Source organism: Nocardia sp. SSK8, from assembly GCF_037034205.1.
Classification (GTDB): domain Bacteria; phylum Actinomycetota; class Actinomycetes; order Mycobacteriales; family Mycobacteriaceae; genus Nocardia.
The window spans coordinates 132,843-146,857 of sequence record NZ_JBAGKD010000004.1; the positions used below are offsets into that span (position 1 = coordinate 132,843).

At 69.7% G+C, this 14,015-nt stretch carries 12 protein-coding genes; 5 read left to right on the forward strand and 7 right to left on the reverse strand.

All coding sequences use genetic code 11. The features are described 5' to 3' along the window. Nucleotides 1-48 precede the first annotated feature (48 nt). From WA675_RS09795 to WA675_RS09810, 4 genes are all read left to right on the forward strand, one after another. Nucleotides 49-519, forward strand: coding sequence for a nuclear transport factor 2 family protein (locus WA675_RS09795; RefSeq protein ID WP_336083810.1), 471 nt, complete (start codon nucleotides 49-51; stop codon nucleotides 517-519). 216 nt (nucleotides 520-735) lie between these two features. After that, nucleotides 736-2,091, forward strand: a complete 1,356-nt coding sequence (locus WA675_RS09800) for a hemolysin family protein (protein WP_336083812.1) — start codon at nucleotides 736-738, stop codon at nucleotides 2,089-2,091. Continuing rightward, complete coding sequence (locus WA675_RS09805) at nucleotides 2,084-3,148, forward strand: hemolysin family protein (protein WP_336083813.1); 1,065 nt, start codon at nucleotides 2,084-2,086, stop codon at nucleotides 3,146-3,148. Before WA675_RS09800 ends, WA675_RS09805 begins: the two co-directional genes overlap by 8 nt. A 169-nt stretch (nucleotides 3,149-3,317) precedes the next feature. After that, nucleotides 3,318-4,115 (forward strand): SAM-dependent methyltransferase, encoded by a 798-nt coding sequence (locus tag WA675_RS09810; RefSeq protein WP_336083814.1) that lies wholly within the window; start codon nucleotides 3,318-3,320, stop codon nucleotides 4,113-4,115. Between the two features lie 100 nt (nucleotides 4,116-4,215). Here the strand turns inward: WA675_RS09810 and WA675_RS09815 are convergent, their stop codons facing one another. Together WA675_RS09815 and WA675_RS09820 are read right to left on the reverse strand one after the other, a co-directional pair. Continuing rightward, nucleotides 4,216-5,592, reverse strand: coding sequence for an FAD-dependent oxidoreductase (locus tag WA675_RS09815; RefSeq protein WP_336083815.1), 1,377 nt, complete (start codon nucleotides 5,590-5,592; stop codon nucleotides 4,216-4,218). Between the two features lie 14 nt (nucleotides 5,593-5,606). Then, nucleotides 5,607-6,491 carry an AurF N-oxygenase family protein gene (locus WA675_RS09820; RefSeq protein ID WP_336083816.1) on the reverse strand — a complete coding sequence of 295 codons (885 nt, stop codon included), beginning with the start codon at nucleotides 6,489-6,491 and terminating at the stop codon, nucleotides 5,607-5,609. A gap of 300 nt (nucleotides 6,492-6,791) precedes the next feature. Here WA675_RS09820 and WA675_RS09825 point away from each other — a divergent pair, with 300 nt between their 5' ends. Further along, a complete protein-coding gene (locus tag WA675_RS09825; RefSeq protein WP_336083818.1) occupies nucleotides 6,792-7,109 on the forward strand; it encodes a hypothetical protein in 318 nt (105 codons plus the stop codon). A 95-nt stretch (nucleotides 7,110-7,204) separates the two neighbouring features. Here WA675_RS09825 and WA675_RS09830 read toward each other — a convergent pair whose 3' ends face one another. The 5 genes from WA675_RS09830 to WA675_RS09850 form a co-directional block, all read right to left on the reverse strand. Beyond that, nucleotides 7,205-8,155: an NAD-dependent epimerase/dehydratase family protein gene (locus WA675_RS09830; protein ID WP_336083819.1), complete on the reverse strand. Its 951-nt coding sequence runs from the start codon at nucleotides 8,153-8,155 to the stop codon at nucleotides 7,205-7,207. Between the two features lie 764 nt (nucleotides 8,156-8,919). Next, the gene (fadD11, locus tag WA675_RS09835) at nucleotides 8,920-10,719 is read right to left on the reverse strand and encodes a fatty acid--CoA ligase FadD11 (protein ID WP_336083821.1); all 1,800 of its coding nucleotides are present in this window, start codon (nucleotides 10,717-10,719) and stop codon (nucleotides 8,920-8,922) included. Nucleotides 10,720-10,742: 23 nt separating this feature from the next. Next, nucleotides 10,743-11,675, reverse strand: coding sequence for an alpha/beta hydrolase (locus tag WA675_RS09840; RefSeq protein ID WP_336083823.1), 933 nt, complete (start codon nucleotides 11,673-11,675; stop codon nucleotides 10,743-10,745). Then, nucleotides 11,672-12,553, reverse strand: a complete 882-nt coding sequence (locus tag WA675_RS09845) for a short-chain dehydrogenase/reductase (protein WP_336083824.1) — start codon at nucleotides 12,551-12,553, stop codon at nucleotides 11,672-11,674. The genes WA675_RS09840 and WA675_RS09845 overlap by 4 nt, the downstream gene beginning before the upstream one ends. Further along, nucleotides 12,553-14,013 carry a flavin-containing monooxygenase gene (locus WA675_RS09850; RefSeq protein ID WP_336083825.1) on the reverse strand — a complete coding sequence of 487 codons (1,461 nt, stop codon included), beginning with the start codon at nucleotides 14,011-14,013 and terminating at the stop codon, nucleotides 12,553-12,555. The genes WA675_RS09845 and WA675_RS09850 overlap by 1 nt, the downstream gene beginning before the upstream one ends. Nucleotides 14,014-14,015 lie beyond the last annotated feature (2 nt).

Below are 14,015 nucleotides of genomic sequence, written 5' to 3' on the forward strand. Positions count from 1 at the left end.
CGCTGGCTCACCTACAGCCAGGTGGCCCGACACCACCGACGAGGAACGATGACCGCACCCACCGACCTGCTCGCCACCCTCGACGCCGAGCGGGCGATCTACCGCACCTTCTACGAGTTCTTCCGCATCGCCGACACCGGCGAACACGAACGCTTCACCGAGTGCTTCACCCCCGACGCCCTCATCGAATACCGGATCATGCCCGGCCCGGTCCAGCGCTTCGAGGGCGGCGCGGCCTTCACCGCCCGCATGTGCCGGGTACCGCGGGCCCGCCGCGGCCTGGTCGCCCACGTGATCGGCCAGCACTGGATCGACTGGACCGACGGTCGTCCCCTGCTCACCGCCTACGCGACCGTCTGGCACTGGTCGACCAGCGTCGACGTGCATCGCCCGGCCGACTGGACGACCATCGGCCTGGTCCGCGACGAGTTCACCGAACACGAGGGTGAGTGGCTGATCTCGCATCGCGATGTCCGCCCGGTCGCCGGGCTCGTCGCCACCGGCCGCGCACCACACTGAGCGCCGCTGACACATCATCGGTGGGGACCTACTATTATCGACAGTGCCGATCTCGGCACTGCTCTTCCCCCACCCCGAAAGGATCCAGTTGTCACCCGCGTCCAAGGGCGCCACACAGGAGGGCTCCTCTACGGAGCCGGGTGACAAACCCGGCGTCCTCCTTTCCGCAGCGTCCGTTCGCTCGTCCGCTCTCCCGGCATCCCGGCGGTGCCGCCGATGACCATCGTGCTGACCGTGCTCAGCCTCCTCGGATTCGTCGCCCTCACCGTCGGCACCGCGCTCTTCGTCGCCGCCGAATTCTCGCTCACCGCGCTGGAACGCAGCACCATCGAGGCCGCTGCCCGCGAGGGTGACACCCGCTCCCGCCTGGTCAAGCAGGCGCACAACTCGCTGTCGTTCCAGCTCTCCGGCGCGCAGCTCGGCATCACCATCACCACCCTGATCACCGGCTTCATCGCCGAACCCGTGCTGGCCCGGCTGCTCGACCCGATGCTGGCCGCCACCGGTCTCGGCGAGAACGCCGCGCACGGCATCGCCCTGGTGCTGGCGCTGGTGCTGGCCACCTCGCTGTCGATGATCTACGGCGAACTGGTGCCCAAGAACATCGCCATCGCCAAGCCGATGGCGACCGCCCGGCTCACCGCGGGCCCGATGATCGGCTTCTCGGTCACCTTCAAATGGCTGATCCGGTTCCTCAACGGCGCCGCCAACTGGGTGGTCCGCAGGCTCGGCATCGAGCCCGCCGAGGAACTGCGTTCGGCGCGTTCCCCGCAGGAACTCGGCTCGCTGGTGCGCACCTCGGCCCAGCGCGGTGCCATGGACCAGCGCACCGCGCAGGTGATGGACCGCTCGCTCGAGTTCGGCGAGCGCAGCGCGGAGGATCTGATGACCCCGCGGGTCAAGGTGGAATCGCTGGATCGCGACGATACCGTCGCCGATCTCATCGCCGCCTCCGCCCGCACCGGCTACTCCCGGTTCCCGGTGATCGACGGCGATCTGGACAACACCCTGGGCGTGGTGCACGTCAAGCAGGCGTTCCTGCACCCCGCGCACCTGCGCAAGCAGATCCCGCTGAGCAGGCTGGCGGTCGCGGTGCCGATCGTGCCCGCGAGCCTGGACGGCGACGAGGTGATGGAACGCGTCCGCGCCGACGGCATGCAGGTGGCCCTGGTGGTCGACGAATACGGCGGCACCGCGGGCATGGTGACCATGGAGGACGTCATCGAGGAGATCCTCGGCGACGTCCGCGACGAGCACGACGAGGAGGAACGCGATGTCCGCCGCGTCTCCGACGGCTGGGACTGCTCGGGCCTGCTGCGCATCGACGAGGTCTCGCGCGCGACCGGTTACGACGCCCCCGAGGGCGAATACGACACCCTGGGCGGCCTGGTGCTGACCCAGCTCGGCCGCATCCCGGCCACCGGTGACGACGTGGTGCTGCCCGCCTCGCGCGGCACCGGCGGCGGCTGGGTGGCCCGGGTGGAACGAATGGACGGACGCCGCATCGACCGGGTGCGGTTGATCCCCGTCGACGCGGCCCACCTCGCGGCACGGGAGCACAATCATGGGTGATCTGTTCGGCATCGTGCTGACCGTGGTGCTGCTGGCGGGCAACGCCTTCTTCGTCGCCGCCGAGTTCGCGCTCATCTCCGCGCGCCGTGACCGCCTGGAAGCCCTGGTCGCCCAGGGCAAGAAGAAGGCCGAGACGGTGATCGAGGCGGGCGAGAACCTCTCGATCATGCTGGCCGCGGCCCAGCTCGGCATCACCATCTGCTCGATCCTGCTCGGCCGGGTCGGCGAACCCGCGGTCGCGCATCTGATCGAGCGGCCCTTCGAACTGGTCGGCCTGCCCGATCAGCTGCTGCACCCGGTGGCCTTCGCGATCGCGCTGACCATCGTGGTGATCCTGCACATCCTGCTGGGCGAGATGGTCCCGAAGAACATCGCGCTGGCCGGGCCGGAACGCTCGGCGCTGCTGCTGGTGCCGATCCACCTGATGTGGCTGCGGATCGCCCGCCCGCTCATCGCGCTGTACAACCTGGCGGCCAACCTGACGCTGCGGATGCTGCGGATCGAGCCCAAGGACGAACTCGACGCCACGGTGTCGACGGTGGAGCTGGCCGAGATGATCGGCGAGTCCCGCTCCGAGGGCCTGCTCGACGAGGAGGAGCACCGCAGGCTCACCCAGGCGCTGGGCACCTCCGACCGGATCGTCGGCGATGTGATGGTGCCGCTCGCCCAGGCCCGCTCGGTGCCGTTGCGCGGCGACGGCACCACCCTCGGCGACATCGAGGCCGCCGTCGCCGAGACCGGCTTCTCCCGGTACCCGGTGCGCGCGGTGGACGGCTCGCTGGTCGGCTACCTGCACGTGAAGGACGTGCTCGACAAGGTCGCCGACGACACCGCGGGCCCCGAGACGGTGATCCCGCGCACCGATATCCGCCCGCTGCCCACGGTCAGCGCGGGCACCACCCTCTACGAGGCGCTGGCGCGGCTGCGCCGCACCAGCAGTCACCTCGGCCGGGTGGTCGACAGCCGGGGCAACACGGTCGGCGTGGTCGCGCTCGAGGACCTGGTCGAGGAGTTCGTCGGGACGGTGCGCGACACCACCCATCGCAACGCCGACTGAACCCGGCGGCACCGGTAGCGGGCCGAGCGGATCGAGGCGTCGGATTGCCGACCCACGATCCACGCGAATCTTGTACTGTCGCAACAGATCAAGATTCCGGCCGCTGCTGGTGCCGCAATTCCGGGGGTGGCCGCCCACGGTCACAAAATGTTTCGAAGGAGCCGGGCACATGACCGACGTGCACACCCCCACCATCCGGACCGACATCCCGCATTCGGCGCGGATCTGGAACTACTGGATGGGCGGCAAGGACCACTACGAGATCGACAAGATCGCCGGTGACGCGGGTCTGGCCGTCGATCCCGAGATCTCCACCATGGCGGTGCAGTCGCGGCAGTTCCTCATCCGCGCGGTCCGCTTCCTGGCCAGGGAGCGCGGCATCCGCCAGTTCCTCGACATCGGCACGGGCCTGCCGACCATGCAGAACACCCATGAGGTCGCCCAGGGCGTCACCCCCGACGCCCGGATCGTCTACGTGGACAACGATCCACTGGTCCTCGCGCACGCGCGGGCACTGCTCACCAGCACCACCCCCGAGGGTGTCACCACCTACATCGCCGCCGACTTCCACGACCCCGAGCAGATCGTGGCCGACGCGCGCAATGTGCTCAACTTCAACGAGCCGATCGCGGTCATGTTCATGGGCGTGCTCGGCCACGCCAAGACCTACGACGACCTGCTGCGCATCGTGCGCACCGTCGTCGGCGCGGTGCCCTCGGGCAGCCACCTGATCATGTGGGACGGCACCGACGACAGCCAGGCCTACGTCACCCTGTGCGAGAACTACACCGGCACCGGCGGCACTCCCTACATCCCGCGCACCCAGGCCGAGATCCGCGCCGTGTTCGACGGCCTGGAGCTGGTCGAGCCGGGCTTCGTCTCCATCACCCAGTGGCAGGCCGAGTCCGCCGAAGTCGGTGAGGTACGCCCGATCTCGGCCTACGGCGCGGTCGCCCGCAAGCCCTGATCCCACCCGCGAACCCTGCTGACCCGCCCGTGAGCCGCGCCGACCACCGTCCGCGCGGCTCGCGGTGTGTCGGCGGGCACGCGTCCGGGCGGGCCGGGGATCAGCGTCGGCGGCGCGGTGTCCGGGCGTCCGGCGCGGCGAGGTCGGCCGCGATCGTGTCGACAGTCTGGGCGGCGCACCGCCGGTTCTCCCCGACGCCTCCGCGGCCACCGCGCTTGGCCCAGCCGACCACATAGAGTCCCGCGATCGGCTCGCCGGTCTCCGGCGACACCACCGCACCGGCCCGGTGCGACACCGCGCCGCCGGGCCCGAGCGGGACACCCGGCGGCGGCGCGCAGGTGAATCCCGAAGCCAGGACGACGGAGTCGGCGCTCAGGTCCGCGGCGGGGACGCGCCCTTGTGCGGTGACGCGGGCGGTAACCACCCGCAGGCGCCCGTCGACCGGGCGCAGGGCGGTGACCTCGCGCCCGAAAACCAACTCGACGGACAGCCCCGCCCCGCGGTGGTCCCGCTGGGCGAGTTCCGACAGCAGCCGGTCGAGCGGGCCTGCCCCGAGCCGATGGCCGTTGGTGACGGTGATATCGACCGCGAGCTGGCCGAGCTCGTGCAGTGCCGAGAAGGTGAACGACGGCCGCGAGGCCGGGGCGCGGGCGACGACCACCGCCCGGGAGACCAGCGCGCCCGCGTGGGTGCGGATGCGTCCCCTGGCCAGGCCGGTCACCACATCCAGCGCGACATTGCCGCCCCCGACGATCACCGTCGTCGGCCCGGCCACGGCGACCCCGGACCCACCGCCGCGCCGCGCGGCATGGGCGGCGGCCAGCAGATCGATCGCCTGATGGACCTCCGGCAGCGCCGAGCCCGCCACCGCGCGCGGCTCGGCGGCACCGAAGGCGAGGATCACCGCGTCGAAACGGTCGCGCAGGGACTCGATCGACACGTCGGCACCCACCCGGGTGCCGAAGCGGATCTCGACCCGCGGGTCCGCGAACGGCACATCGAAGAGCCGGGTCATCCGCCGGATACCCGGGTGATCCGGTGACACCGCCGTGTGCAGCAGACCGCCGAGATGCGCGCTCCGCTCGAACACCGTCACCCGGACGGAACTGGAGCGCTGCAACACCTCCCGCACGGTGTACATCGCCGCCGATCCCGCGCCGACCACGGCGATCCGGAGCGGGGACGGCAAGGCGACCGGAATCACGGGGCGGGCGGGTGTGCGCGGACGATCGCGATAGGCGTCGGCCTGCCGGGCGTACACCTGCTCGGCCTCGGTCAGCGCCGCCTCGGGTTTGACCGCCGCCACCGGGCAGGCGTCCACGCACGCCGAGCAGCCGATACAGGCCGCGGGGTCGATCGACAGGTGCTCGACCGTGGCGAACTCCGGGTCGCCGGGCGCCGGATGGATGCAGTTCTGCGGACACACCCGCAGGCAGGAACCGTCCTTACAGCAGTGCCCGAGAATCACGAAACTCACGGTCGGCGGCCTTTCTACAGGAGGTTCGACTTGCGGTAGACCGCGCGCGCGACCCGGTTGAGCAGCCGCTCGCGATCGAGGAATTCCACCAGCGGCGCGGTGGCCCGGCGAAACATCATGCGGTGGTGCTCGTTGCGATCGATCTCCTGCTTGGCCGTCCGCCAGTCCAGCCCGAGATCGCGGTAGATCCCCTTGTTGACCAGCCCCTTGGCGATGATGTGCGCGCCCACCGCGATCAGTACGGCGCTGACATAGCGCCGCACGCGCGACACCCCGCGCAGGCGGTCGCGCATCTTCTGGCGCGCGAAACTCATGTGCCGGGATTCCTCGACCACGTGCACGTGCGAGCTGCGGCGCACCGCGGGCGCGACCCGGTCGTCGATCGACCAGTCGCGCTGCATCACATCGAAGACCTCTTCCCCGGCCAGCACGATGCCGTAGGCGACTTCGTCCCAGGCGAAGGTGCGGAACAGCCAGCCCATCAGCAGCATCACCCGGTCCAGCGGGCTGTACCGCTCCCCCAGCTGCTCGATCGCCCCGGCGAACATCAGCGAGTGCAGGTTCTCGTCGGCGCATTCGTTGAACAGGAATTTCACGTCCGCGCGGGTCGGGTCGACGCCGTGGTTGCGCCGCAGCAGCACGATCTGCAGGGCGACCTCCAGCCAGATGGCCACCCCGAGGAAGTGCGAGACCTCGCGCCGGGTCAGCCGCCTGCGCTCCGGCTCGCTCAGGCCGTGCCAGGTCGGGGTGCCGTAGAGCGGGGACCACTCCGGGGTCATGCCGTGGCGGTCGCTCTCGGTCCCGGCGCCGGTGTCGCCGCCGCGCAGATCGAACGACAGCCGCCGGGCCGATTCGAGGAGTTCCCCGTAGAGCGGAGCGGAATCATCGGGCTCGGACATGGTCGGCTCTCCGGTGATCTCGGTGCGATGGGGTACATCAGTTCCGGATGTTCTTCGAGCGGTGTCTCGCGAGTATATCCACGCTGGCCTGCGGAAACGGCGTGCGACATCGAGCCGTTCCTGGCCGTGTCGCGGACAGTGCCGAGACGAAGGCCGACCGTCCGAAGCGGCCCCGAGCGGCCAGCGCGGCGTGGTTCCGCACCCTCCGCCACCGCGATTACGCCCGCACAGCAAACTCCGAGTAACACTCCCGGATTCTCAGCGATCTTTCAGACAACGTCTATTTCCGGAGGTTCGGACATGTTCTCTGTGAAGAAGCTCGCTGCCGGCGCCATCGCCGCGACCGCCACAGCTACCGCCGTCGTCGCCGGTGGCGGCGCCGCCCAGGCCGACGTCCCGGTGTGGCAGGCCAACTGTCACGTCTACAACATCTTCAACACCGGCGGCATGGCCAGCTGCGAACTCCCGACCTGGCACCAGGTGAAACTCACCTGCGTCGCCTGGCCGGTCCCCTTCACCTACTGGAAGTACGGCCCGATCCAGTACGGCCAGGGCCAGTCCTGGGCCAGCTGCGACTCCTTCAACGCCCTCGTCGGCATCGAGGTCATCCAGGCATAGCCCTCGGGGCCCTCGGGCCAGCAGCGGGCGGCGGGGTCGCGGGTTCGAATCCGGTCAGCCCGCCAGTGCGCCCTCTCCGACCCAGGCCTGCGCCGTCAGGTTCGGCCGTCGGTGCGTCCGGCGGTGATCTCGACGCCGGTCGCCGGTAGGCGGTGCAGTAGCTGGTCGAGGTGGAGGATGTCGTGGAGCCAGGTCGGGGTGGTGATTCGGTGACTTGCGAGCTCCTCGACGGTGATGGCGGCCACGGCTGCGGTGGCGAGGGACTGTCCGTGGCCGGTCGCCCACCGGGTCGTGCCGTCGGCGGTCCGGGCGAGGACCACCCAGGTGTCGGTGCCGGGCAGGTGTTTCGGTGTCAGGGCGCGCAGTGGCGGGATCCAGGTGAGGGACGCGAGTCCGAGGGTGGCGAGGCGGGAGTCCAGGCGCAGGTAGCTGCGGACGGGGACCGAGAATTGGTGGGTGAGCCGGTGCTGGTCGGCGAAATCCGCGCGCACGGCGGGGAATCGGCGGTATCCGGCGGCGCCGGGGACCGCGAAATGGGTGGGCCGGGTGAAGTTGCGGAGGTCGGAGCCGTCGGGGTCGGGGAAACGTTGCCCCAGGAGCTGGTAGGTCCAGGCGGTGGCGGCGGGGCCGTGGTGCTCCCCGGCGCCGAGGCCGATCATGATGTCGACCGGGCCGGGGTCGTCGGTGAGCGCGGCGACCGCCAGTGCGGAGGTCATGCCGGGTGCCAGTCCGACGCCGAGGACGACCGGCCCGTCGACACGCTCCAGGTCCTGCACGTAGCCGCTGGTCGCCGAGATGTCAACGAACACGATGTCCCGGCGGACACACTCCTCGACGAGCCGGATGTCTTCCACACCAGCACAGTTCACGACGATCGACACATCGGACAGCGCTGCCCCGAGACTGCTCGCCGACGCCAGGTCGACGACGCGGTCCGCGCGAACCGGATCACGACCGGCCGCCAGCGCCCGGATTCCGGCAGCGCGCAGCAACCGCACCAGATGCGCGCCGACGGCGCCGTATCCACCAAGAACCAGAACACTCAACGATCGGACTCCTTCGACTCGGGGAGCAACGTACGGCCAGCGCGACATCGGCGGCGCGGGCGGAATTCACTAGAGCATCACTCTAGTTAAATCGTGAGGATTCCGCCACGACACCGTCGGACCTCGCCCCCGCCATCCGCCGGTGCCCGGACCCGCATCGGCGCCGTTCCGGCGGCTGTGGCGGGCCCGCCGAACGTCCGGTAATTGACGAACGGGAAGACGTACGTCGGCCACCTGGCCGCGCCGGTGACCGCGGGCCCGCACCCCGCCCTGCTCGTCGCCCACGAAGCACCAGGGACGTCCGCGCACACGGTCGATATCGCCGATCGGCTCGCGGGCCTCTCGGCTACGTCGCGCTGGCGATCGACTACGTCGGTGACGGTCGGCGCATGTCGACGATGGCCGACGTACAGCAGGCGATTCAGGCGTGGGTCGGCGACCCGTCGGAGTTGCGTGCCGCCTGCGGTGCGGCGCACGACGTCCTGACGGGCAGGCTCGATGGCGGGTATCAGCGGGGTCGCCTACGACGCAGCGGCCGACGCAGCGGCCTGGTCACAGGCGATGCACTGGTTGGGTGAGCTGAACATGACGCCGACTGGGTGGACGGACGCCTGCCTGCCACGCAGCGACAACTGACGGACTACAGCACCGGACTGATCGCCGATATGGTTCGCCGCCGTCACGCCGCGGGTCAGGCCTGAGTGACGGCTCGAACAGGACTGCCATGGCGGGCCACCCCGCGCGGCCCGCCATGGCACCGGCGGTCAGGCAGGTTCGATGACCTCGGCGGGCGGCACCTCGGCGTACAGCTCGGTGATCTCGGCAGCGTACTTCTCCGCGATCACCTTCCGCTTGAGCTTCATCGTCAGCGTCACCTCGTCGCCACCGGCCTCCCAGAACACCGGCAGGATCCGGAATCGCTTGACCTGCTCCACCCGCGACAGCGTCGCGTTGCCCGCCGCCACGCCCGCCGCGATCGCCTTGATCACCTCGTCGTTGCCGGCCAGCGCGGCCGCCGACGCGTCGGACAGACCGTGCTGGGCCGCATACGGTTCGGCGCTTTCGGCGTCGAGGACGATCAGCGCGGTGTTGTAGGGCCTGCCGTCGCCGATCGTGGCCATGGCGCCGATCAGCGGGGTCGCCGCCTTGATCGCGTGCTCGATCATGGTGGGCGACATGTTCTTGCCCGCGGCGTTGATGATCAGTTCCTTCTTGCGGTCGACCACACGCAGGTAGCCGTCGGCGTCGACGGTCACCACGTCACCGGTGCTCAGCCAGCCGTCGGCGTCGACCGCTTCCGCCGTCTTCTCCGGTTCGCCGCGGTAGCCCTTCATCACCAGCGGCCCCCTGACCAGCAGTTCCCCGTCCTCGGCGATCCGCGATTCCATCCCGGCCAGCAAACGTCCGACCGTCCCGAGCCGGGTATCGCGAGGGTGGCTGACGCTGCAGATGCACGACAGTTCCGACATGCCCCAGATCTCGGAGATCGGGACGCCGATCCCGGCGAAGAAACCCAACGTCTGCGGCGGAATCGGCGCCGCACCCGACAGCGCGAACCGCAACCGATCGAAGCCCAGCTTCGCCCGCAACTTCGACAGCACCAGCTCATCGGCCGTGGCCCACTCCGCGACCACCTCCTCGGGAACCGGCTGCCCGGCCAGCTGGTATTCGCTGCGCTTGGCGGCCACCGCCAACGCCCACTGCATACCCTGCCTACGCATCTCGTCGGGCTCGTTCGCGACCACGAACTCGATCGCGGCCTTCAGCTTCTCCCACACCCGCGGCACCGCACCCCACACGGTCGGACGCAGATCCGCCAACGCCCCCGCGATCAACTTCGGATCCGACACCGCCGTCACCTGCGTACCGAAAATCTCCTGGATATACAGCGCGGTGAGCCGGTCGGCGATATGCGCGGTCGGCATGAACGAGGTGGTCGAATCACCGAACTCGAAACCGAGCACATCGCCGAGACCATAGGCCTGGAACATCAAATTCGCGTGCGTGGTCTCCACACCCTTCGGATTACCCGTGGTCCCCGAGGTGTAGATCAACGTCGCCACATCACCCGGCTCGACCGCCCGCCACGCAGCGTCGAAATCGAAATCCGGTGCACCATTGGCAATCATCTCCGCCACCGGCACCGTGCCCTCGACCGTATCGTCGATACAGACGATGTGATCCAGCGTGACTCCGCTCTGCCGCAGGCGCGGCACGTACTGCGCCTCGCAGATCACCACCCGCGCGCCCGCGTTTCCGAGGACATGCGCCAACTGCTCGGGCGAGAGGGTGTTGTACACCGAGAACGACGTCGCGCCCACGTGCTGGGCACCGACCTCGAGCGGATAGAACTCGACCCGATTACCCATCATCAACGCGACGGTGTCACCACGCCGCACGCCCAACCCCGCCAGACCCGCCGCCGCGGCACGCACACCCTCGGCATACTCACGCCAGGTCATGGTTTGCGCGTCACCCGGCGTACGCAACGCCACCGCGCCGGGATCGATAGCGGCCGTGTACTGGAAAGCGGCACAGAGGGTTTCGAAACGGGGTGTCGACATAGTGTGTGTGGTTCTTCCGTGTATCAGACCGCGGTAGCGGCCGGTGATTCGAGCAAGGAGGTGACGAAACGACCCGCGGCACCGAAGGCGAAACGGGCCTCGGGCGCCAGCGCGGGCATGACCTGGAAGACGTGCATCTGGTCCGGCCACACTTGGAGTTCGCAGGCCGTTCCGCTGGCGCGTAACCGCTCGGCCAGTTCGATCGCGTCGGCGGCGAAGTACTCCGCACCGCCGGTCTGGATCAGGGTCGGCGGCAGGACCATCCCGCGCTCGGGCCGGAGTTCGAGACGGTCACTGGTGAAGTGGGCGACCGCTTTGGCCGACAGGGCGTAGGAAAGGACTCCGTCCCGGTTGCGCCCGCCGGCTTGGGCGATGCTCAGCCCGAGATCGGCCATCGGCGAGAACAGCACCAGCCCACCCTGTCCCGGCATCCCCAGGCGGGCGTTGGCGAGCGCGAGATCGGCGGCCAGGAAGCCACCCGCCGAATCACCGGCGAGCACGATCCGGTCCGGCGCGAACCCGCGCCGCAGCAGCCACCGGTAGGCCCGCGCCACGTCGAGCTGGGCGCACGGGCTCGGGTGTTCCGGTGCCAGCCGGTAGCCGGAGACGAAGACCGGGGTGCGGGTCGCGGTCGACAGCCGCGACGCCACGCCGCGATACGCGGCGACCGAGCCGGCGACGAAGCCGCCACCGTGCACGTACAGGATCATCGCGTCGCGGCGGTCGGCCTTGGGCCCGGTGACGATCTCGCCGTGGACCGCGCCGTCGTCGACCTGGTCCACCGAGGTCCCGGCCAGGCTCGGACCGACCACGCGCATCGCGGTATCGATCGCGAGCCGGGCCACCGGCAGGGTCGCGGTGTTGACCGGCAGCGCGGCGGCCAGCGGCTTGACCGTGTGTTCGGCGACCAGCCGGGCCGCGCGGGTGCGCAACGACCCCCGGTCCGGCGCGGTCACCGGCCGCTCCGCCGCTCGACCCGGTCGAGCAGGTCCTTGACCTTGCCGCTGCCCGCGAGCTGCGCGTCGAGCACCACGTTGACCAGGCCGCGCAGCAGCGCGTAGGGCTCCCACCCGCTGGGGGCGATGGTGCGGGCGGCGCGGCGCGCGATGCCGTCGGCGATCACGGTCGCCGCGTGCGCCGCGCTGATCCGGACGTTCAGCGGCCATGGCAGCATCTCGTCGAGCTCCCGGCCGAGATCGTCCTGGTCGAGCATCGTGTGGGTCATCTCGGTCTCGACGACACCGAAGTAGGCGACGCCCGCGCTGGCGCCCGCCGCGGCGAGCTCCACCCGCAGCGCGCGCCCGAACTGCTCGACCGCGGCCTTGCTCATCATGTACGGCGACCCGGCCATGCCCGGCGCGAACGACGCGCACGACGAGATGACGACCACGTGCCCCTCGGCGGCCACGATGTGGTCGAGGGCGGGATGCACGGTGTTGAAGCAGCCGTCGAGGTTGATCGCCATCACCCGGTCGAAATCCGCCGGGTCCATCGTGCGGACCGTGGCGGGCCTCGGGGTGACCCCGGCATTGGCGACGACCACGTCGAGACGGCCGAAGTACTCCACCGCGAGCTGGGTCGCCTCCGCCATCGCCCCGCGATCACGCACATCGGCAGCCATGGCCAGAGCCCGGGAGCCGAGGCGCTGCGCGGCGGCCTTGGCGGCGACTTCGTCGATGTCGACAAGAGCGACGAAAGCCCCACGGTCGATGAGGATTTCGGCCAGCGCGAGGCCGATCCCCTGCCCCGCGCCGGTGATCAGGACCACCTTGTCGCGGACGTCGAAGGACCGGCGACCGAGCAGGCTCGACGGGGTGAGCGCGGTGATATCCATCAGGCGCTCACCTCGTAGGACGCGGCGTCGAACGCGCTGGTGCGCTTGCGGTATTCGAAGCTCCAGCTCGGGTAGAGCCCGGCGTTGAGCCCGTCCGGGGTGGTGTAGTAGCTGTCACAGCCGCCGGTGAGCCACACCGTGGACGTGCTGCGCCGGTGCATCTCCTCGACGAAGCGGTCCTGGACATCCTGGCGGACCTCCACTCGATGCGCGCCCTTGTCGTGCAGCGTCTTCAGCGCGTCGACGATGTAGGCGACCTGGGATTCGATCATGAACACCGCCGACTGGTTGCCCACCGCGCCGAACGGGCCCAGCGTCAGGAACAGGTTGGGGAATCCGGCGATGGCGGTGCCCAGGTAGGTCTGGCGCCGCTTGCGCAGGAGGTCGCCGACCGAGACACCGTCACCACCGATGACCCGGTCGAAGAACGGGGGCTGCGGGTCGAACCCGGTGCCGTAGATGATGGTGTCGACCGGGATCTCGACCCCTGCCCCGGTGACGATCGATCCCGGCCGCACCTCGGCGATACCGTCGGTCACCACCTCGACGTTGTCCTGGTCGAGCGAGGGCAGGTAGGCGTCGGAGAAGATCGCTCGCTTGCAGCCGATCATGTAGTCCGGCGTCAGCTTCGCGCGCAGCTCGGGATCACGCACCTGGCGGCGCAGCTGCCAGCGGCCGAGCAGCTCGTACGGGTGCCGGAAGCGGTTGTCGACGAACCCGACCAGACCGAATCCCTCGATCGCCGCGTACCATGCGCTGCGAATCGCCTTCTGCGCCAACGGAACCCGTCGCAGGACGTACCGCTCCAGATTCGCGGTCGACCGGTCCATCCGCGGGATGATCCACGGCGCCGAGCGCTGGAAGACGGTGAGCGCGGCCACCTTCGGCTGGATCTCGGGCACGAACTGAACCGCCGAGGCGCCGGTGCCGATCACCGCGACCCGCTCGCCGGTGAGGTCGTGCTCGTGGTCCCAGTGCAGGGAGTGGAAGGTCTTGCCGGCGAAGGTGTCCAGGCCGGGCAGCGTCGGATACTTGGCCTCGGCGAAGATGCCGGTGGACGAGATGAGGTAGTCGGCCGTGAGCGACCCCTGGGAGGTCTCGAGGCGCCACAGCGACCGATTCTCGTCCCAGCGGGCCTCGAGCAGCTCGGTGTTCAGCCGGATCCGCGGGACGACATCGAATCTCGTCGCCACCTCGCGCAGATAGGCGAGGATCTCCGATTGCTTGCCGTAGGTCCGTGACCAGTCCGGATTGGGCGCGAACGAATAGCTGTAGAGCTGGGACGGCACATCGCAAGCGCACCCCGGGTAGGTGTTGGCCTGCCAGGTTCCGCCCAGATCCGCGGCGCGTTCGAGGACGACGAGGTCGTCGAATCCGGCCTCGCGCAGTTTGATCGCGAGCGCGATGCCGCCGAATCCGGCACCGATCACGACGATGTGACGGTGTTCGGTTGCTGCCATGG

What these genes read in the sequence shown, in the direction of transcription:
- WA675_RS09795 (WP_336083810.1), top strand. Translation starts at nt 49, where the DNA reads ATGACCGCACCCACCGACCTGCTCGCCACCCTCGACGCCGAGCGGGCG.
- WA675_RS09800 (WP_336083812.1), top strand. Translation starts at nt 736, where the DNA reads ATGACCATCGTGCTGACCGTGCTCAGCCTCCTCGGATTCGTCGCCCTC.
- WA675_RS09805 (WP_336083813.1), top strand. Translation starts at nt 2,084, where the DNA reads ATGGGTGATCTGTTCGGCATCGTGCTGACCGTGGTGCTGCTGGCGGGC.
- WA675_RS09810 (WP_336083814.1), top strand. Translation starts at nt 3,318, where the DNA reads ATGACCGACGTGCACACCCCCACCATCCGGACCGACATCCCGCATTCG.
- WA675_RS09820 (WP_336083816.1), bottom strand. Translation starts at nt 6,491, where the DNA reads ATGTCCGAGCCCGATGATTCCGCTCCGCTCTACGGGGAACTCCTCGAA.
- WA675_RS09825 (WP_336083818.1), top strand. Translation starts at nt 6,792, where the DNA reads ATGTTCTCTGTGAAGAAGCTCGCTGCCGGCGCCATCGCCGCGACCGCC.
- fadD11 (WP_336083821.1), bottom strand. Translation starts at nt 10,719, where the DNA reads ATGTCGACACCCCGTTTCGAAACCCTCTGTGCCGCTTTCCAGTACACG.
- WA675_RS09845 (WP_336083824.1), bottom strand. Translation starts at nt 12,553, where the DNA reads ATGGATATCACCGCGCTCACCCCGTCGAGCCTGCTCGGTCGCCGGTCC.
- WA675_RS09850 (WP_336083825.1), bottom strand. Translation starts at nt 14,013, where the DNA reads ATGGCAGCAACCGAACACCGTCACATCGTCGTGATCGGTGCCGGATTC.